This window comes from Burkholderia sp. 3C, assembly GCF_054589155.1.
This window is the reverse complement of sequence record NZ_BAAILN010000042.1, coordinates 1-20,003: the sequence shown is the minus strand read 5'-3', so window position 1 is coordinate 20,003 and position 20,003 is coordinate 1. Positions and strand designations below refer to the sequence as shown.

Sequence of the window (20,003 nt, the reverse complement as noted above, 5' to 3'; positions counted from 1 at the left end):
GCGGGCCGGTCTTGAGCGTGCTCATGATTTACGGAGTCCCGAATAATGCGTGTAGGCGTCGATCGGCCCGATCGACAGGCCCGTCACGCCGGCGCGCGCCGCCACCACGTTGCGCTTTTGCAGCATGAACATGATCGGCGCGGTCTCCCAGAAGTCGCGCTGGATCTGCTGGTAGATGGCGAGCCGCCTGGCCGGATCGAGTTCGCGATCGGCGGCGGCCGAGGCGGCGGTCAGCTTCGCGTCGACGAAATGGTTGTTCCAGGCGCCGTTGCGCACCTTGGCGCTGTCGCTGTCGTCGGGGTTCGACACGAAGTACGACACGAACGAGCTGGGATCGAGGTGATCGGCGGCGAACCGCCCGAGCTGCATCTGGTGCTTGCGCGCGCGGCGCTTGGCCAGCACCTGCGCGTAATCGCCGGCCAGCAGTTGCAGGCGGATCCCGACCTGGGCGAGATCGGCCTGCATCGCCTGCGCGATGTCCGGATACGGCCAGATGTTCGGGTGATCGAGCGTGACCGTGAAGCCGTCGGCGAAGCCCGCCTTGGCCAGCAGCGCCTTCGCCTTCGCCACATCCTTGCGGAACGGCTTGTCGGTCAGCGCGCCGGGCGTGCCTTTCGGCAGCACCGCCTGCGCCGAGGCCCACAGCCCCGGCGTCACGTGCTGCGCGATCGCCTCGTAATCGATCGCCCACTTGACCGCCTGCAACACCTCGCGCTTCTGGAACATCGGCGCGGCCATATTCATCTGCAGATAGATCTGCGTGAGCGCGTCGGTGCCCGTCACCGTGATCGACTTGTCGGCGGACGCCGCGCGCAGCTCGTCGGAGCCGAGCGTGCGGGCGATGTCGAGATCGCCCTTCTGCAATTGCAGCAGCTCGGCCGACGGCTCGGCCATGTGCCTAATCACGAGGCGCGGCACCTTCGGCGGCACCGCCGCGCTCGGATTGGCCGCCAGCGTGATGCGCGAGCCGGCCTGCCAATCGAGCAGGCGGTAGGCGCCCGCGCCGGCCGAATGCTTGCGCAGCCACAGGTTGCCCATGTCGCCGTCCACCTCGTGCTGCATCACCACCTTCTGCTCGACGATGCCGGCCACGGTGGTGGACAGCGTGGCCAGCACCAGCCCGCTGGCCAGCGCGCGTGGCAGCGTGATCGTCACCAGCTTGGCGTCCACCGCGCGCACGGCGGTGTCGGCGTTGGCGGCGGTCAGGCCGATCTGGGTCAGCAGGAAGCTCGGCGACTTGTTCAGCTTGACGGCGCGCTGCAGGCTGTACGCCACGTCCTGCGCCGTGACCGGCGCGCCGCTGTCGAAGCGGGCGTCGCCGCGCAGCGTGAAGCGGTATTCGAGGCCGTTCGGCGCGATCTCCACATGCTCGGCCAGGTCCCCCGCCAGGCCGCCGGGCTTCGACGGGTCGTAGCCCATCAGGGCGCGGTACATATTGGGCAGGATGTCGGCGCTCGCATCGTAGGCCTCGGCCGGATCGAAGCCGTTGACGATTCCGTCGATCGCCTCGCCGAGCACCACGATGCCCTGCGGCGTGGCATGGGCATACAGCGGGTAAAGACTGGATGCGCAGGCGAGCGTCGCGCTCGTCCTGAGGAATCCGCGGCGTGTGAGCATCGTGCATCTCCTATTGGATGAATAACCGTGGCCGGCGGCCGGAGGCGGAATGAGCCGCGACGAGCGCCGTTTCAAAAAGCGTAGTCATCCAAAAAAATGTCACACGCAACTTCAGCCGTGCTTATCTTGAACATCAGCCGCGCTTAAAGCGAAAGTGCCGCGTCATGGCGGTGTCATTGTGTTTCCGGTCCACCCAACCCACCGGAGATTTCCATGATCAAGCGCTTTGGCAGCGGCCGAAGAATTTCGGATGCCGTGACATTCGGCGGTGTGTTCGAATCGTCGGGCCAGGTTGCCGACGACATGAGCGCCGACATCGCGGGGCAGACGCAACAGGTGCTCGACACGCTCGACCGGCTGCTGGCCGACGCCGGCTACGCGAAGGCGGACCTCACGCGCGTGCAGGTCTGGCTCGCCCATATCGGCGATTTCGACGCGATGAACCGGGTATACGAGGCCTGGCTGGCCGACAGCCCGAAGCCCGCGCGCGCCTGCATCGAATCGAAGCTGGCCGACCCGCGCTACCTCGTCGAGATGCAGGCCTTCGCGTACCGCGACTGAGCCGCCCGCTCCGCCCCACGACACCGTTTGAAAACCCCACCCACCATGGCACAAACCCTCTACGACAAACTGTGGAACACGCACGTGATCCGCACCGAGGAAGACGGCACCTCGCTCCTCTACATCGACCGTCACCTGCTGCATGAAATGACCAGCCCGCAGGCCTTCGAAGGCCTGAACCTGGCCGGCCGCCCGGTGTGGCGCGTCGGCGCGAACCTGGCCGTGGCCGACCACAACGTGCCGACCACCGACCGCAGCGTCGGCGTGGACGACCCGGTGGCGAAGCTGCAACTCGACATGCTCGACGTCAATTGCGACGCGCACGGCGTGCTCAAGTTCGGCATGAACGACCCGCGCCAGGGCATCACGCACATCATCGGGCCGGAGCAAGGCGCGACGCTGCCGGGCATGACGATCGTGTGCGGCGATTCGCATACCTCCACGCACGGCGCGTTCGGCGCGCTCGCGCACGGCATCGGCACCTCGGAAGTGGAGCATGTGCTGGCCACCCAGACGCTGCTGCAACGCAAAAGCAAAAACATGCTGGTGACGGTCGGCGGCGCGCTGCCGCCCGGCTGCACGGCGAAGGACCTGGTGCTCACCATCATCGGCCGGATCGGCACGGCCGGAGGCACCGGCTACGCCATCGAATTCGGCGGCGAAACGATTCGCGCGCTGTCGATGGAAGGCCGCATGACCGTGTGCAACATGGCGATCGAGGCCGGCGCGCGGGTGGGCATGGTGGCCGTGGACGACACCACCGTCGATTATTTGAAGGGCCGCCCGTACTCGCCGCAGGGCGCGCGTTGGGAACGCGCGGTCGAACACTGGCGGCAATTCCGCTCCGACGACGACGCGCAGTTCGATCGCGTGATCGAGATCGACGCCGCCGAGGTGGTGCCGCAGGTCAGTTGGGGCACCTCGCCCGAAATGGTCACCTCGATCGACGCGCGCGTGCCCGATCCCGCCAACGAACCGAACGCCGTCAAGCGCGAGGCGATGACGCTCGCGCTGAAATACATGGCGCTCGAACCGAACCTGCCGATCGAATCGATCCGCCCCGACAAGATCTTCATCGGCTCCTGCACGAATTCGCGGATCGAGGACCTGCGCGCCGCCGCCGACATCGTGCGCAAGCTGGGCCGCCGCATCGCGCCGACCATCCGCCTCGCGATGGTCGTGCCCGGCTCCGGGCTGGTGAAGGCGCAGGCCGAGCGCGAAGGGCTGGACCAGGTGTTCAAGAATGCCGGCTTCGAGTGGCGCGAGCCCGGCTGCTCGATGTGCCTCGCGATGAACGCCGACCGGCTCGAACCCGGCGAGCGCTGCGCATCCACCTCGAACCGCAACTTCGAAGGCCGTCAGGGCACGGGCGGCCGCACCCATCTGGTCAGCCCGGCGATGGCTGCGGCGGCCGCGATCGAAGGCCATTTCGTCGACGTCCGCAAGCTCGCCTGAGCGTTCCCGTCACAAGGTCGCGCCGCGCATGGCGGCGGCGCGCCCGCTCTCAATCTGGTGATCAATCATGGATCAATTCGTTGTGCATACCGGCGTGGTGGCGCCGCTCGATCGCGAGAACGTCGATACCGACGCGATCCTGCCCAAGCAGTTCCTGAAATCGATCAAGCGCACCGGCTTCGGCCCGAACGCGTTCGACGAATGGCGCTATCTCGACCGCGGCGAACCGGGCCGGGACAACACGCATCGCCCGCTGAACCCCGATTTCGTGCTGAACCAGCCGCGCTACCAGGGTGCGACGGTGCTGATCGCCCGCACCAACTTCGGCTGCGGCAGCTCGCGCGAACACGCGCCGTGGGCGCTCCATCAATACGGCTTCCGCGCGCTGATCGCGCCGAGCTTCGCCGAAATCTTCTACAACAACTGCTTCAAGAACGGCCTGCTGCCGATCGTGCTGAGCGAGGCGCAGGTCGATCATCTGTTCCAGGCCACCTATGCGCAGGAAGGCTTCGCGCTGACGATCGATCTGGAGGCGCAGGTGGTGCGCGCGAGCGATACGGTGTCCTATCCGTTCGAGGTGACGGCATTCCGCAAGTACTGCCTGCTGAACGGCCTCGACGATATCGCGATGACGCTGCGCCATGCCGATGCGATCCGCCAGTTCGAGGCCGGGCGCGTTGCCGAGCAGCCCTGGCTGAACCTTCAGGATGCCGAATCGGCTGACCAGGCCTGAAAAGGGAGACTCTGCCATGACATTCCAAGGCGTGTTCGCCAACCTGCCCACCGCATTCGATGCGCACGGCCGCCTCGACCTCGCCACGCTGCGCGTGCGCATCGGCTGGCTGCTCGAACAGGGCGTGCACGGCCTCAGCGCGCAACTGTCGGCCGGCGAGTTCACCTATCTGAGCCTGGAGGAGCGGATGGCGCTGGCCACCGCCGTGATCGAGGCGGCCGAGGGCGCGGTGCCGGTGCTGATCGGCGTGTCGGCGGACCCGCTGGCCGACACGCTGCGCCTCGCCCGCCACGCGCAGGCGGCCGGCGCGGCCGCCGTGATGGTGATGCCGAAATCCTATTTCCGCCTGAACGACGACGAGATCGTCGCGCTGTATGCGGCGGTGGGCGAGGCCGTGTCGTGCCCGATCGGGATCTACAACAACCCGTTCACCACCGGCGTGGATCTGTCCGCCGCGCTGCACGGCAAGATTGCGGCGGCCTGCCCGATCGCCGTCACCAAGGACGGCAGCGGCGATATCGGGCGGGTGTCCGAGTTGCGCGCGGCCGGCAGCGCGTTCGCGTATCTGTGCGGCACGGAGTTCCAGTCGCTGCCGAGCTTCCTGCTCGGTGCGGACGGCTGCTGCAACGGCATCAACAGCGTGTTCCCGGGCGTGATCGTCAGGCTCTACGACTGCGTCAGGCAACAGCGCCTGGACGAAGCGGACGAGATCTTCCTGTCGCTCGCCCCGCTGTTCCGCTTCGTGCGCACGCACGGCGTGGTGAGGACCACGAAGGCTGCCGCCGAGGTCGTCGGCCGCTCCTACGGCCCGCACCGGCTGCCGATGCGCGCGCTCGATGCCGGTGCGATGCGGCAATTGCGCGACATCGTCGAAGGCTGCGAGTTGTTTGGCCTGCGCGGGGCGAGCCTGCATTGACACGGCAACGGCAACGGAAATGATGCGCGGAATTCAGCAGACTTGCGCCGCCCCCCCGGCTAGCGTGAAAACACCATGCAGACAGGGCTGCCAGACTTCACGACGAAGCCGGTAGGCGCCAAGCTGCCATCCGCCGCATTCACCGAGAATGCGACGATCGTGTCGCTCTCCTCATTGAGCGCATACATGAATCGACCGTTCGGGCTGCTCGTGATGAAACGAGGCGTGCGACCGAGCGTCGACTGCGCGCCAACGAAGCGCAACGCCCCTCCGGACGGCTCGACGGCAAAAACCGCAATGGTGTCGTCACCCCGGTTCGATACGTAGACAAAGCGGCCGCTGCGATCCAACTCGATCTCCGAGGCTCGACTGTTGCCGGTGAAGCTCTCTGGCAAGGTCGAAAGCACCTGAAACGGATGGAGCGCACCCGTCAACTGATCGTAGCGATAGCTTGTGACGGTAGAGTCGAGTTCATCGACGACCCATGCTACCCGACCGTCCGGAGCAAACGCGATGTGGCGTGGGCCGGCCCCCTCGCGCGACACGACGAACGGCGTCGGCGCCGGGCTCAGCGTGCCATCCATAAACCGGAAAGAGAAAATCCGGTCCAAGCCTTTGTCCGGGACGATCACATGGCGGCCGCTCGGATCAAACGGATTCGAATGCGGCTTCGACTGCGTTTGCTCAATGCGATGCGGCCCGATCGGACCATCGAGACGAACCAGTTGCGATACGGGTTCGAGCGATCCGTCGGCAGCGATAGGCAGGACCGCAAGGCTTGACCCCTGATAATTCGACACCACGACAAAACGCCCCGTGGGATCGATCGCGAGATAAACCGGATTCCGTCCTTGCGTGCTTTGTCGGTTCACGAACGTGAGTTGTCCGCTGACGGGGTCGACGGACATCGCACTGATGTCACTCAGATCACCATGCACGGCATACAGGTGCCGACCGTCGGCACTCAAGGCAAGAAAGGACGGGTTCGCCAGGCCACCGAGCACTTGCACCAACGAAAGCGCCCCTGTTTGCTCGTCCACCCGGAACACGCTGATCCCATCACCGTGGGCATTGCGCTCACGTGTAGTGCGGGAGCCGACATAGGCAAACTTCGGATTGGGCCCATGCCGGCTCGGAACTTGTGACGGCATTTGAGCAAACGCAGCGCTCGTCTGCCCATCCAGCACCGCTGCGGCGCCGAGCGCGAGCACCTTCGTGATCCATCGGCGCCGCGCACTGCCTTGAGCATCGCAATCACGCGTCGACAAGGCGTCGAAGTCCTGACCACAAGATCGATCGGTATGGTTCATCGTGTTCCCATGTAGTTGCAAACGCACCTTCTTGCTAGTCGCATTCTGTTGTACTTAAATGCACTTTGCAGTCATGGAAAACACTACTCGATAGACACCGACTTTTTCGGTATTCGTAGCCATCTATAACAACGATCACCAACATCGGAAGGCAACGTACATTTTCATTAAAAATGCACTTGTATTTCACAAAGTGCAATATAGGCCGAACTCGCCAACAGGCGGCACGCGTGAGTCGAGCGTTGCTGTGTGACGTTCGCCCCCGCCATGGCCGCAGGTTTGCCGCGAGAGGCCAGGATGAACTGCGACTCGATCGCATCAAGGCCTCGCACCGCAAACTCGGTCATCCGACCCAAGCTCGACAGCCGTAGGGGTTCCCCTATAATTGTACGATACAATAACGAAGTACAATTTAAGTCCAAGTGCCAGGGCCAGTACGGATCCTGGCGGGACCCCGATGGAAGAACGCCGCCATCATCACGCGTTGCTGGGCAACCAGCAGGGTATCAAGCGAGGCTGGAGATGAAACTAAGTGCTCATTTGGGCTTTCAATTCAACGAGGTTCCATTCCTCGGCCGGTTCGCTGCCGCAGCTCAGGCCGGCTATCGGTATGTCGAATTTCCGGCGCCGTACGATTACGACATCGCTGTTTTGCGAGAACTCCTCGCCAGGAACCAACTTGAAGTCGTTCAGATCTGCACCCCGATGGGATCGGGCCTCAAGGAAAAAGGCCTGGCGGCGCTCTCCGAGCGCTGTCGCGAATTCAGGGAAGGCGTGGACATCGCTCGCGAGGCCGCATTGGCCTTGAACAGCCCTCGCGTGCATGTGATGGCCGGCGTGGTGACCAACGAGACCGACGCCAACTGGCGAACGTACGTTGAAAACGTGCGCATCGCCGTTCAAACCTTCGGCGCCGTCGGATTGAAAACGCTGGTCGAAGTCATGAGCCCCGCCGAGGTGCCCGGCTATTACATGTCTTCGTACGAATTGGCGGCGTCGCTCTTTGAGCTCGTCGATGATCCGAGGCTGGAACTGCTTTTCGATACCTACCATGCCGCATCGATCACCGGCGACACCGTGACCACGCTAAAAGCGTGGCTGCCCCGCATCGGCCACATCCAGATCTCGGATTTTCCAGGCCGACATGAGCCAGGGAGCGGCTCACTTCCCTTCGATGAGATTCTTTCGGTTCTCGAAGAATCGGACTATCGCAACTGGCTGGGATGCGAATACCGTCCCAAGGCAGACACTGTCGCGGGGCTTCGGAGCCTGCCCCCGAACCTGCGCAGCAAACTGTAACGAGGCCCAACAACGAGAATGCGGAAAGTCGAGATTCTTCGTTGCGAATCCTCAACCAAAATTGTACTCTATAAAAACACGGTACATTTTTAGCATCGAATCATGACCTTGTTTGTGCAAACGAACGCGTCATGGATCGAGGCTCCTCACCCGTCGCGACTGAGCCAATGCCCAGTCACGCTGCCTGATCGAAGCCCATCAGTCAGTTGATCGCGCCAGCATCCATCGCATTCGGTATTGTATGCGATGATCTCGCAGTCAATCTGAAGGCGGATCGGGAAGATTCCCCTTCAAATGGAAGAGACAACATGAAACTCGCAGTTCTCCCCGGCGACGACATCGGCCCGGAAATCATGGATGCAACCCTCGCAGTCGTTCGCGAGGCCGATAAAAAGTTCGGACTCGATCTCTCCCTGGAGATTCACGAAGTCGGCATGTCGCTGCACCGCAAGCGCGGCACGACGCTTCCACCGGAGGTCGTCGAGGCGGCCCGCGCGGCCGACGGCGTTCTGCTTGGGCCGGGCGGCATGACGTTGTATCCGTCGGTCGGCGAAGGCGGCATCAACATCCCGGGGACCATCCGCAAGCAACTGGATCTCTTCGCGAACATTCGTCCCGCACGCTCGCGCCCGGGCGTGCCGATGGCCCACCCGGGCCTCGATTGCGTGATCGTTCGCGAGAACACCGAAGGCTTCTACGCAGACCGCAACATGTTCAAGGGCTACGGCGAATTCATGCCGACGCCCGACTCCGCCATCGCGCTGCGCCTGATCACGGCAAAGGCCTCCCGCCGCATCGCGGAAACGGCGTTCAAGGTGGCGATGACCCGGCGCAAGCACGTCACCGTCGTCGGCAAGCGCCATGTCATGCAGGTCACCGATGGCCTGTTCATGAGCGAAGTCGACAAGGTCGCCGCGCAATACCCCGAGGTCAAGCTCCGCGAAATCGACGTGGACGCGATCGCGGCCGAGCTTTACACCAAGCCCGGTGCATTCGATGTGATCTTGACGACGAACATGTTCGGCGACATCTTGTCGAACCTGGTGAATGCGCTCGCAGGCGGGCTCGGCATGGCGTCGGCGCTCAACGTGGGTGAAGAGCATGCGGCTGCCAACGCGGGCCACGGCTCGGCGCCCGATATCGCCGGCAAGGGCATCGCCAACCCGATCGGCCTGATCCTGTCGGCTGCGGCCCTTCTCACCCACCTCGGTTTGCGCCCGGGTGCGCAGGCCTATGGCAAGGCCGGCCAAGCCATCGAACGCGCCGTCGACGCCGCACTCGCGCATGCGGAATCGCGCACCGGCGACCTCGGCGGGACCGCCGGAACCCAGGCCGTCACGGCCGCAATCTGTGCATATATCCGAGACCAACAGTGATTGATAACTCGACAGGCTGTAACTCAAGCGAATTCGACGCCGACGCGTCGAACCCGGTAACGCGCGGCCCGAACAACGCGATGCTGGCTTATCAAGAGATCAAGCGCCGAATCATGGACAACGTCTATACGGTCGGCGCACCGGTATCCATGCAGGAAACCGCCGATCTTCTGAACATGAGCCGCACGCCGATTCGCGACGCGCTGATCCGGTTGCAAGAGGAAAAGCTTGTCAGATTCATCCCCAGGCATGGCTTTCAGGTGCTGCCGATTTCGGTCAGGGACACCGCCGAAATCTATCGGATCCTCGCTTCGCTCGAACTTCTGGCGATCGAGGATCTGCTCGCGAGCCCCCCTTCGCCGGAAATCATCGCGGAGCTGGACGCGAGCGTTGCCGGCCTGGAGCATGCGCTCGCAATCGGAGATCTCGACGCGTGGGCGAGGTTCGACGCCATCTTTCACGAGACCTTGGTCGAAGCCTCCGGAAATCAACGCCTCATGATCCTGATTCGTCAGTTTCAGGATCAAACCCGGCGCGCACGACGCATCACGTTGCACCTGCGATCGTCGCCGAAGGTGTCCACGAAGAACCATCGGAATCTCGTCGAAGCGATCAAGCTGAACGACGCCGAGAGCGCGTATGCGATCCACAAAGCGCAGCGATCGAGAAGCGCCGGCGAGTTGACCTCAATCCTGAAGACGCTGGATATACGACATCTATAAACGGACCAAGGCGCTGCACGAGCAAGAAGGAAACAGCGCCTTGCGTACCCTCAGAGGTGCGCGTCGACATCCAGTTGCGAGACATCGGCCACCACCTCACCGGCCATAACCGGCCCCTCCGCCTTCATCTTGCTCGCCACGTCCAGATGCTTGCGCATGAAGGCGGCGGCTCGGTCCCGGCTACCCGACTCGACCAGGTCAAGAATATGGAGATGTTCCTCGCATTGCTGCACGAGCCTCGAACGCTCGGTAGCGGCCCGATATTCCATGAAACGGCGCAGCTGGTTCTGCCGCTCCAGTGCTTCGATGAAGAAGCGATTCCCGGAGCATTTGATCAGAACCTCGTGGAAGTCCGAGCCGTTTGTAAACAGCCTCGATCGAGGCAGCGTGAAGATGTCGCCATCCAGCATTTCGGCTTGCGCGCGACGCACCCTCGCGAATTCGGCCTTGTTCACCCTGAAGGTCGACTCCATCAACGCCGACGGCTCAATCGCCATCCGGAATCGGTAGCTTTGAATATAGGCCTGACGATCCTGGAGGAACGGGTTGATCCGCCAACCTTGGCCCATTTTTCGGGTGACCATGCCTTCATTGGCAAGACGTTGCAGCACCTTGAGCAGCGAGCCGCGGGACACTTCGTATCGGCGGATCAGCTCGGCTTCGTTGAACTCCTCCGCGATGACGCCGCCCAGGCAATCGTCGGCAACGCGCAGGTAGAACTCCTCATGAGGATCCGCCCCGAAAGGCAGGGACAAGGTATCGATCGCTTTCGCATCGACGGCCAGGAAAATACCTCGATTGACCTCTTTGACCACGATGCCGTGTTGAGCGAGCAGCGCAAGTCCGCGACGCACAGGTGAGCGCGAAAGCCCCAACTCGTTGGCCAAGGCCTCCTCGCGCAAATGCTGGCCAGCGGCAAAGGATCGGGCGCGCACGATATCCACGATCTTCGCTGCGACCTGATCGGCCAACGCGCCGGTGTTTTCCGATTTCATGATGAGAAGTAAGGGTTAAACAATACCGACCAAGCTGCCTGCCACACTTAACTAGAGGAACGGGCGAACAAATTTCCCCACCTAGGACATGCCCCTGTTGACGCCCACATCAAACCGACCAACAATGTACTTTGTCGAAACAACATACAATCCGCAAATCCTCCGACGATGAAGACTTCGCCCCGCATCCACCTCATCCACGCCACATCGGTCGCCATTGCGCCGATCAACGACAGTTTCTCACGTCTGTGGCCGGAGGCCGTCGTCTTCAACCTGCTCGACGACGCCCTGACGCCCGACCTGAACGCCGCTGGCGGCAACATCGACGCCATGACGCCGCGCTTCGTCGAGCTGACTCGGTACGCCGTACAGTCCGGCGCGGATGGCGTGTTGTTCACCTGCTCATCGTTCGGACCCGCAGTTGAAGCGGCGCAGTCAAGTGCCGCCGTGCCGGTGCTCAAACCGAACGAAGCCATGATCGAAGAGGCCGTCGCCATCGGAACGCATATTGCCCTGGTGGCCACGTTCGAACCGGCGCTTGCCCCTATCACGGCGGAATTCGGGCTTCATGCGCAGCAGAACGAACTGTCGTTGCAGATCGAGCCGTTCCTGGTTCCAGGCGCATGGGAGGCGATTCAACGCGGCGATCAAGCGACCCACGACCGATTGATCGTCGAAACATGTGCCGCCGCGGCGCATTGCGACGTAGTGTGTTTTGCGCAATTTTCAATGACGAAAGCCCGACCAGCGGCCGAACAGGCCTCCGGCAAGCCGACGCTCGCGACACCCGATAGCGCGGTTCGGAAGATGAAAAACTTTCTGGGCCAAGAGCGACGCACCTTGGATACGCGCATTTAAGCTCGCCTTGAATTGTACTAATTCCATACAAAAGACACAAATATACATCCGAACATACTCATTCGCTCCCAACGACTTCCTCAATTCAAGCGTCATTGGCGAAAAACCTGGCGAGAATTGTCGGATTTTTACGTATGCAATATGGCATGCGGAAGAATTCGATCGCATGACGGGGGCGACATCGCTCTCGCTACAGCCACCAAAGCGCTGATCTAAATGGAGACACGCATGCCTCGCCGTCGATACTGGATCGCCGCGCTCCTCTTCGGGCTGTCGACGATCAACTATATGGATCGCATCGCCCTGTCCATTGCCGCCAAGCCGATTGCACATGAATTTCACCTGAACTCGGTCAGCATGGGCTACCTCTTTTCATCCTTCATCTGGAGCTACGCGTTATTTCTCCTGCCGCTTGGGCTGATGATCGACAAGTTCGGCACCAAGAAAATGGCGGGATGGGGCATTCTCGTCTGGTCCGCGGCGACCGCCTTGACGGGTATGGTCTCGAGCTTTGGCGGCCTGATGGTGGCACGACTCGTCATGGGAGCGGGGGAATCGGTGAGTAATCCCGTGGCCGCGAAAGTGATTCGGCAGTGGATGCCGGCAAGCGAACGGGGGATGACGACCGCCATGTTCGCCAGCGGCTCCTACGCCGGCCCCGCGATTTGCTCCCTGTTTCTCGGCACGTTGATCGGAGCCTTCGGCTGGCGAGTGTCCTTCATCATTGCGGGCGCGATCGGCTTTGTCTGGCTTGCGCTTTGGTACGTCTTCTTCAATACGCCTGAAAAGGTCACCTGGCTGAGCACCGAGGAACAGAACAAGATCTTGTCGGAGCGAGACTCGGTGCAGCCCGGCACGGTTGGCGAGCAGCAGGCCTTTGGACTGGCGACGCTGCTCAAGTCGCCGACGATGTGGGCACTGGCCGTGACGCAAGGCTGCCAGGTGTACACCCAATATTTGCTGCTCACGTGGCTGCCGAGCTACCTGGAGACGACTCGCCATCTCAGTCTGACGCACACCGGCCTGTTCTCCTCGCTGCCCTACGCGGTTTCGGTGATTCTATGCATGCTCGCCGGCCGCCTGAGCGATCGCTATCTCAAGCACTCGGGCGTGGCAACGGGGCGCCGTCGCAACGCAGTCGCGCTCGCGCTGCTGGTCGGAGCGTCGATTTTGGCGGTCCCCTTCACCTCCAACCTGATCGTGCTGATGGTCATCTTCGCCGCCACGCTTACGGGCATTTCGTCGACCGCCTCGTTGAATATCGCACTGCTCAGCGATTTGCTGCCGAGTTCAAGGGATGTGGCAAAAGCGATTGCAATGCTCATCATTGGCGGACAAGTGTTCGGCATGATTGCACCGATCGCGACGGGATACGTCGTCAATGCGACGGGGAGCTACAACTGGGCATTCGGCATTGCCGGGATATTGCTGGTGACTGGCGCCACGGTCGTATTGACGTTGACGCACAAGCCCATCGCACCTCCGCCCAACTTGTCCGGGCCAAGCCATGGATAGCGAGACATGCAATCGTCACCGCATGTTTCGGTTGATGCACGCGCGGCGCGTGCTGTCACGATCAATCGTGAGGATAGCGAATCATGAAAATCCCTTGGCATGCCGCCACTCACCGAGCCTGTCCCGATCAGCCGAACCGAGAAACTTACCGCCCTGTTCGGCCGCGCTAGCCAACGAGGCTATCGCGTCTTGAACACCGCGCAGACGGGGCTGCCCGTCTTGATGATCTGCCCCGTCATTTCCAGCCCCTTTCCGTTCGCCGCACATGCGAACTCGACGATCGTGTCGGAACGCTCATTGGCGACGTACAGTCGCCGGCCGTCGGGGCCAAGGCAAATGAATCTCGGGAAGTCGCCGTGGGTGGGAACCCAGGCGGACAACCTCGGCATCCCGTTGAACGGATCCAGCGCAATCGTCGCCACCGAATCGTGCCCGCGGTTCGATACGTAGACTGCCCCACCATCGGGCTCAATCACGATGCCGGCCGCGGACGACTCGCCGCCGAACGAAGCCGGCAGAAGGGAGATCGTTTCAAGCGGCGTCATCCCGCCTGTTTCGACGTCAAACTCCCATGCCGTCATCGTCGAGTCGAGTTCATTGGCCACGTAGATCAAAGGCAGAACCGGATGAAACGCCACGTGACGCGGCCCCGAACCCGGCTTCCATCGATGCGCAACGACATCGGGCTTGCCCTCATCGTGCCAACGAATGACGAACACGGTGTCGAGCCCCTTGTCGGGGACGATGTGCCAATTCGTATCGCTCGATCGGGTCACATATCGCGCGATCTGATGCGGATGCGAGCTGCGCTGCTCCTTGGGATGGGGGCCTGGCTCGCCCGGCAGTCGAATGAGCGGCCCCGCATGCCCCAGCGCACCGTCGGCACTGATCGGCAATCGCGTCACCGAGCCGGTGGCGTAGTTTGCAATGGCGAGCCAAGCACCGTTGGCCGAAAGCGCCAGGTGAACCGGATTGCGCCCCTCGCACGACACCGCGCCGAGGTCGGTCAAGCGCCCTGTTTCGGAGCCGATGCGGTACGCGCTCACCTGGCTGCCATCGCCGTGGATCGAGTACAAGACGGTTTGCTCGTTGTTGAGCGCCAGGAACGACGGGTTATCGAGAGTCGGGTGGATGTCGACCAACGTCCACGCCATCGTGCCGGACGCCACCGCATAGATACCGATCCCCTTACCTCGGGCGTTGCGCTCACGCGTTGTGCGACAACCCACATAGGCGAACGTCCGCATCACGCCTCCTGCCTTGCGCCGCCGCGGCCAACCATCACCGCCCAAGGTCGATTTCCGCTCGAAAGCACGTACCAGACTGCCTGCATTGGGGTTTTCTCCTACTGTGACGCAAGTCTCTTGCAATTGGCGTTTATGCATTTTATGCTCACGAAAATCTTATCGCAAAGCTGCACGATGCTAGCGTAAACGCTGATGTCCGTCCATGAAGCTGCGTCTCGTTGCAGGCCGGCATAAATGAAGGATGGGTCATCCAGCCTTGCTGGCAGCAGAAAAGACGGAGTGCGAGCAGATCTGGGCGGATGTAGTACGAGCCACGTTCCGATGTCGTGTCTCACGCACCGGTTCGGGCGCGAATGACATGTAGCGCCCTATATTGCACTTTGTTGTCACATAACGCTTCCAATATTCACCTCCCCTCAGGAGACAACGATGTCCTATCGCCGCGGCTGGATAGCCGCCTTCCTCTTCTCGCTCGCGATGATCAATTACATGGATCGCATCGCGCTCTCCATTGCCGCGGTGCCGATCGCGAAAGAGTTCGGTCTCTCGACGGTCAGCATGGGCTACCTGTTTTCCTCGTTCATCTGGAGCTACGCGCTGTTCCTGATCCCGATGGGCTTGCTGCTTGACCGCTTCGGTCCGAAAAAGATTGCGGGCGTCGGCATCTTCATCTGGTCGGCCGCAACCGCCCTGACCGGATTCGCAGGAAGTTTCGCCAGCCTGCTGAGCGCCCGCCTCGTCATGGGCGGCGGCGAATCGTGCAGCAACCCGGTCGGCGCCAAGGTGATCCGTCAGTGGATCCCCGCCGGGGAGCGCGGCGTGGTCACCGCGCTGTTCAATAGCGGCTCATACGCGGGCCCGGCGATTTGCTCGATCTTGCTGGCCTGGTTGGTGACGGGCTTTGGGTGGCGACTTTCTTTCGTCATCGCGAGCGGCATCGGCTTCGTGTGGCTGGGCGCCTGGCTGCTGTTCTTCGACACGCCGGAGAAAGCGCGTTGGCTCGGCGCGGCAGAACGCGAAAAGATCCTGCGTGAGCGTGACGTCAAGCCGGCCTCGGCAAGCCCGGCCGCCAACGGCGACCAGCCGTCCCATGGCCTGCTGTCGCTGATGCAGAGCCCGACGCTGTGGGGGCTTGCACTGACCCAGGGCTGCAACGTCTACACGCAGTATTTGTTTCTCACCTGGCTGCCCAGCTATCTCCAGGCAACGCGTCATCTGTCGATCACCAAGACCGGGATGTTCGCGGCGGTTCCGTATGCCGTATCGGTCATGCTCTGCGTCGTCGCCGGCCGTCTGAGCGACATGTACGTGAAACGAGGCGGCGTATCGACCGGCCGGCGTCGCAATGCAGTCGCGCTCGCCATGCTGCTCGGCGCGGTGATCCTGGCCGTACCGTTCACCGAGAACTTGACGGCGCTGCTCATCGTGTTCTCGATCACCTTGACGGGCATTGCGTCCACCACATCTCTGAATTTTGCGTTGCTCAACGACCTGCTGCCCAGCTCGCGCGATGTCGGCAAGGCAATGGCGTTCGTCGTTGTCGGCGGCAACATCTTCGGCATGATCGCGCCGATTGCGACGGGCTACGTCGTGGCCACCACCGGCAGCTATGACTGGGCGTTCGGCATCGCAGGCCTGCTGCTGGTATCGGGCGCGACGATCATCGTCACCATGACACGCCGTCCGATCGTCGCGACCAGGCCGCTGCAAACGTCGACGTCAAACGCTTGATCCCGAGCCGAATCGGGATCTCGAAGATTGCATTCTGTAATCCAGACAGGCACCCCAAAATCATCGCTACGCCAGTTGGCTAGGTAAATTAAATGGCCTTCATCTGAACGACTTTCCTGAATTGCTTTTTTTAATCACAAAATGCTATAGTGACTCGATGGATGGGGAGCGTTGCCAGATCCCGGTCCGGATTCGGTTCCTTGCGTACCGATTTCCGGATTCCTCATCCACCTCAAACAATCCGCCTCCGTGGCGAGCTTCCCCCTTACTTTGAGTGGAGACGAGCATGTCCATCACGACTCCTTCCGGCGCAGCCCTTCTCAAACCGGAAACCCTGACGAAGCACGATCGCGGAGGCGGCGCCAGCACGACGCCTCTGGTTGGCAAGGCGATTGGCACCACCAGCTTCATCACCGGCTACACCTCGTTCGGTCCCGGCGTCGAGATCCCGTTCCACAGCCACAACGTGCAGGAAAGCGTCGTGCTGATGGAAGGCGAAGCGATCCTGGACATCGACGGGCTGGAATACGAGCTGAAGGCTCATGACGTCACCTTCATTCCGCCCAACGTCAATCACCGCTTCCGCAATCTGTCGAAGACCAACGGCATGAAGATCCTGTGGATCTACGCGACACCTGATGCGACGCGCACGTTGACCGATTCCGGCAAGACGCATCCGGTCTCGGCCGAACACGGCAAAGCATGATTTTTGGGGGACCAAGGTGGTCGCGCTCGGCGCTGCCGCCTCCTCCAGCACTTACACCGGCATTTCCAGGAGAGATCAATGCCTTTCAATGCTCAAGCGGACGCGCTGATCCAGTTCGGCACGGCCGTCCTCAAGTCGCTCGGCGTGCCGACTTCCAACGCCCATCTGCTTGCAGACAGCCTCGTGACCGCCGAACTCTGGGGGCATTCCTCGCACGGGATGCTGCGACTCCCCTGGTATGTCGATCGCCTGCGCAGCGGCGCGATGACCGCGGTCACCGCGCCTGAAACGGTGATGGACGGTGGCGCAATCACCGTGCTCGACGGCCGTCACGGCATCGGTCAGGTGCTGACCAAGCAAGCAACGGAGCTTGGCATCGAGCGCGCACGCGAGCACGGCATCAGCGCTGTCGCGGTCCGCAATTCCAATCACTTCGGCACTGCGGCGTATTTCACGCGCATGTCCGCCGAAGCCGGCTGCATTGCCATTCTCGCGACCAATGCGAGCCCGGCAATGGCGCCGTGGGGTGGCCGTGAAAAGACCATCGGCACCAATCCCTGGTCGGTCGCGGCGCCTGGCGGCAAGCGCGGCACCGCGGTTCTCGATATTGCCAACACGGCCGTTGCGCGCGGGAAGATCTATCTCGCGGCAGAGCGCGGCACGGAGATTCCGGCCGACTGGGCCGCTGACGAAAACGGCGTGCCGACCACGGACGCCAGCAAGGCCATTCACGGCCTGATCCTTCCGATGGCCGCCCATAAGGGATACATCATCGCGTTCATGATGGATGTGCTCGCCGGCGTGCTGACCGGCAGCAAATTCGGCAAGGATGTCGTCGGCCCGTACGACCCGACCCGCCCGAGCGGCTGCGGCCACCTGCTGATCACGATCGACATCAAGTCGATGATGCCGATCGCCGAGTTCGAACAGCGCATGGAAACGCTCATCGACGAAGTCAAGAGCTCGCCGGCCGCACACGGCGTCGAAGAGATCTTCTTCCCCGGCGAAATTGAGGATCGCAACACGATCAAGTTTCGCGAATCCGGTATCACGATCGCCGACCACACCTGGCAAAGCCTGATGAAACTGAGCGTCGAGACCGGCACGGATCTCCCCGCCTCCACTCGTATCTGACGAAACAGGACACAACATGCTCTCGCTTATCGTTTCCCTGAGGGTCCATGAAGAGCGTCTCGACGAGTTCCTCGCCGCCATTGAGCAAAACGCGAAGAGCACGTTCAACGACGAAGCCGGCTGCCGCTACTTCGACGTGACGCGCGACACCAAGGATCCGCTCCACTTCATGTTCTACGAGCTGTACGACGACGAAGCCGCGATCGATGCGCATCGCGCCGCGCCGCACTTCGCGAAGTGGCGCGAAGCGGCCGGGCGCTGCGTCGTGCCGGGCAGCCAAGTCAATACGATCGCTCACCGTCTCTTCCATCACGCATGACCGGATCGCTTTCACGATCCGTCGACTCGGACCGGTGCCGTCATGTGCCGGTCCATGACAGGACATCCGTCATGACGCACACGATTACCACCCTCGATCCGGTCAACGGCGAAACGCTGGCCACCTATCAGAGCTGGACCGCCGAGCAGGTCGAGCAAGCCGTCGCCAAGGGCCACGCGGCGGCGCGCGCCTGGGGCGCGGTGCCGGTCGCGCAACGCGTCGATCTGCTGCGCGCCCTTGCTGAAACGCTGCGCAGTCAAAGCGACAAGCTCGCCGCGCTGACCACCGCCGAGATGGGCAAGATCCTTCCCGAAGCCGCCGGCGAAGTCGAGAAGTCGGCTGTCACGGCCCTCTATTACGCGGACAACGCCGCACGCATCCTGGCCCCCGAAGCGGCCGCCATCGAAGGCGTCGATGCATGGATTCGCTACGAGCCCATCGGCTTGATTCTTGCCGTGATGCCATGGAACTTCCCGGTGTGGCAAGTCATGCGCTTCGCCATCCCGACCCTGGCCGCAGGCAACGGCGTCATCCTCAAGCACTCCCCGAACGTGACCGGCAGCGCGCTGGCACTGCAACAGGTGTTCATCGACGCGGGCTTCCCCGAGCATCTCGTCACGACCCTCGTGGTTGCCGAGCCCGACGTCCCGGCAACGATCGAGGCCTTGATCGAAGACGACCGCATCGCCGCCGTGACCTTGACCGGCTCGAATCGTGCAGGTGCCGCTGTCGGTGCTGCCGCTGGCCGCGCATCGAAGAAATCGGTGCTCGAACTGGGCGGCTCGGACGCATTCGTGGTGCTCGACGATGCGGATCTGCCGACGGCCGTGGCGGCCGCCATCAAGGCACGCTTCAACAACGCCGGCCAGAGCTGCGTGTGTGCGAAGCGCTTCATCGTTTCGGCTTCGATCGCCGAGGCCTTCACCACCCGATTCGTCGCTGGCGTGCGCGCCTTGGTCGTGGGTGATCCCACGCAAGCCGGCACCCACATGGGCCCGGTTGCACGCGGCGATCTGCGCGACGCACTCGACCGTCAAGTGCAGCGCTCGATCGAAGCAGGCGCAACGCTGCTCACCGGCGGCAAGGCCGTCGCAGGTGATGGCTACTTCTATGAGCCGACCGTGATCGGCAACACCGGCCCGGGCATCGCCGTGTTTGACGAAGAGACCTTCGGCCCGGTCGCAGCGATCGCCGTTGCGCAAGACGATGCGGATACCATTCGCCTGGCGGGCGCCACGCAGTTCGGCTTGTCGATCAGCATCTGGTCGGCATCGGTCGATCGTGCGCTGTCGATCTCGAACGGCGTCACGACGGGTGCAGTGTTCATCAACGCCATGACCGCCTCGGATGCCCGCGTGCCGTTCGGCGGAACGAAGAAGTCGGGTTACGGCCGGGAACTGGCTACCGCGGGGATTCGCGAGTTCACCAACACCCGAACTTATTGGTCGGTGCCGCGCACGGCGTAATTGCTCTCGAGCGCATGGTCAGGCGCCGCGGCTCCGCCGCGGC

18 protein-coding genes are annotated in these 20,003 nt (G+C 62.5%); 14 read left to right on the top strand and 4 right to left on the bottom strand.

All coding sequences use genetic code 11. The annotated features are described in order from the left end of the window. Positions 1-21: 21 nt before the first annotated feature. A complete protein-coding gene (locus ACYP33_RS06290; protein ID WP_459620448.1) occupies positions 22-1,617 on the bottom strand; it encodes an ABC transporter substrate-binding protein in 1,596 nt (531 codons plus the stop codon). Positions 1,618-1,830: 213 nt separating this feature from the next. On the opposite strand from ACYP33_RS06290, the gene ACYP33_RS06285 reads away from it, so the two are divergent. The 4 genes from ACYP33_RS06285 to ACYP33_RS06270 all read left to right on the top strand — a co-directional run bounded on the left by ACYP33_RS06285 (position 1,831) and on the right by ACYP33_RS06270 (position 5,282). Then, positions 1,831-2,178 carry a RidA family protein gene (locus ACYP33_RS06285; protein WP_459620446.1) on the top strand — a complete coding sequence of 116 codons (348 nt, stop codon included), beginning with the start codon at positions 1,831-1,833 and terminating at the stop codon, positions 2,176-2,178. A 45-nt stretch (positions 2,179-2,223) separates the two neighbouring features. Next, positions 2,224-3,633 (top strand): 3-isopropylmalate dehydratase large subunit, encoded by a 1,410-nt coding sequence (leuC, locus tag ACYP33_RS06280; protein ID WP_459620444.1) that lies wholly within the window; start codon positions 2,224-2,226, stop codon positions 3,631-3,633. A gap of 67 nt (positions 3,634-3,700) precedes the next feature. Then, positions 3,701-4,366: a 3-isopropylmalate dehydratase small subunit gene (leuD, locus tag ACYP33_RS06275; RefSeq protein WP_459620442.1), complete on the top strand. Its 666-nt coding sequence runs from the start codon at positions 3,701-3,703 to the stop codon at positions 4,364-4,366. 16 nt (positions 4,367-4,382) lie between these two features. Next, a complete protein-coding gene (locus ACYP33_RS06270) occupies positions 4,383-5,282 on the top strand; it encodes a dihydrodipicolinate synthase family protein (RefSeq protein ID WP_459620440.1) in 900 nt (299 codons plus the stop codon). Between the two features lie 59 nt (positions 5,283-5,341). On the opposite strand, the gene ACYP33_RS06265 is transcribed toward ACYP33_RS06270, so the two are convergent. Beyond that, positions 5,342-6,433, bottom strand: coding sequence for a lactonase family protein (locus ACYP33_RS06265; protein ID WP_459620450.1), 1,092 nt, complete (start codon positions 6,431-6,433; stop codon positions 5,342-5,344). 681 nt (positions 6,434-7,114) lie between these two features. On the opposite strand from ACYP33_RS06265, the gene ACYP33_RS06260 reads away from it, so the two are divergent. From ACYP33_RS06260 to ACYP33_RS06250, 3 genes are all read left to right on the top strand, one after another. Beyond that, a complete protein-coding gene (locus ACYP33_RS06260) occupies positions 7,115-7,891 on the top strand; it encodes a hydroxypyruvate isomerase family protein (protein WP_459620438.1) in 777 nt (258 codons plus the stop codon). 308 nt (positions 7,892-8,199) lie between these two features. Next, positions 8,200-9,267 (top strand): isocitrate/isopropylmalate dehydrogenase family protein, encoded by a 1,068-nt coding sequence (locus tag ACYP33_RS06255; protein ID WP_459620436.1) that lies wholly within the window; start codon positions 8,200-8,202, stop codon positions 9,265-9,267. Then, positions 9,264-9,989, top strand: a complete 726-nt coding sequence (locus tag ACYP33_RS06250) for a GntR family transcriptional regulator (RefSeq protein WP_459620434.1) — start codon at positions 9,264-9,266, stop codon at positions 9,987-9,989. Before ACYP33_RS06255 ends, ACYP33_RS06250 begins: the two co-directional genes overlap by 4 nt. Before the next feature lie 50 nt (positions 9,990-10,039). On the opposite strand, the gene ACYP33_RS06245 is transcribed toward ACYP33_RS06250, so the two are convergent. Continuing rightward, positions 10,040-10,984, bottom strand: coding sequence for a GntR family transcriptional regulator (locus ACYP33_RS06245; RefSeq protein WP_459620432.1), 945 nt, complete (start codon positions 10,982-10,984; stop codon positions 10,040-10,042). Between the two features lie 168 nt (positions 10,985-11,152). On the opposite strand from ACYP33_RS06245, the gene ACYP33_RS06240 reads away from it, so the two are divergent. Both ACYP33_RS06240 and ACYP33_RS06235 read left to right on the top strand, forming a co-directional pair. Next, positions 11,153-11,842 carry an aspartate/glutamate racemase family protein gene (locus tag ACYP33_RS06240; RefSeq protein WP_459620430.1) on the top strand — a complete coding sequence of 230 codons (690 nt, stop codon included), beginning with the start codon at positions 11,153-11,155 and terminating at the stop codon, positions 11,840-11,842. 228 nt (positions 11,843-12,070) lie between these two features. After that, a complete protein-coding gene (locus ACYP33_RS06235; RefSeq protein ID WP_459620428.1) occupies positions 12,071-13,357 on the top strand; it encodes an MFS transporter in 1,287 nt (428 codons plus the stop codon). A gap of 179 nt (positions 13,358-13,536) precedes the next feature. Here ACYP33_RS06235 and ACYP33_RS06230 read toward each other — a convergent pair whose 3' ends face one another. Continuing rightward, positions 13,537-14,604, bottom strand: coding sequence for a lactonase family protein (locus ACYP33_RS06230; RefSeq protein WP_459620426.1), 1,068 nt, complete (start codon positions 14,602-14,604; stop codon positions 13,537-13,539). A gap of 429 nt (positions 14,605-15,033) precedes the next feature. On the opposite strand from ACYP33_RS06230, the gene ACYP33_RS06225 reads away from it, so the two are divergent. The 5 genes from ACYP33_RS06225 (at position 15,034) to ACYP33_RS06205 (ending at position 19,960) form a co-directional block, all read left to right on the top strand. After that, a complete protein-coding gene (locus ACYP33_RS06225) occupies positions 15,034-16,335 on the top strand; it encodes an MFS transporter (RefSeq protein WP_459620424.1) in 1,302 nt (433 codons plus the stop codon). 286 nt (positions 16,336-16,621) lie between these two features. Further along, positions 16,622-17,041 (top strand): cupin domain-containing protein, encoded by a 420-nt coding sequence (locus tag ACYP33_RS06220; protein WP_414441233.1) that lies wholly within the window; start codon positions 16,622-16,624, stop codon positions 17,039-17,041. 78 nt (positions 17,042-17,119) lie between these two features. Then, positions 17,120-18,175: an Ldh family oxidoreductase gene (locus ACYP33_RS06215; protein ID WP_459620422.1), complete on the top strand. Its 1,056-nt coding sequence runs from the start codon at positions 17,120-17,122 to the stop codon at positions 18,173-18,175. A gap of 16 nt (positions 18,176-18,191) precedes the next feature. Continuing rightward, positions 18,192-18,494, top strand: a complete 303-nt coding sequence (locus ACYP33_RS06210) for a putative quinol monooxygenase (RefSeq protein ID WP_459620420.1) — start codon at positions 18,192-18,194, stop codon at positions 18,492-18,494. Further along, positions 18,491-19,960: an aldehyde dehydrogenase family protein gene (locus ACYP33_RS06205; protein ID WP_459620418.1), complete on the top strand. Its 1,470-nt coding sequence runs from the start codon at positions 18,491-18,493 to the stop codon at positions 19,958-19,960. Before ACYP33_RS06210 ends, ACYP33_RS06205 begins: the two co-directional genes overlap by 4 nt. Positions 19,961-20,003 lie beyond the last annotated feature (43 nt).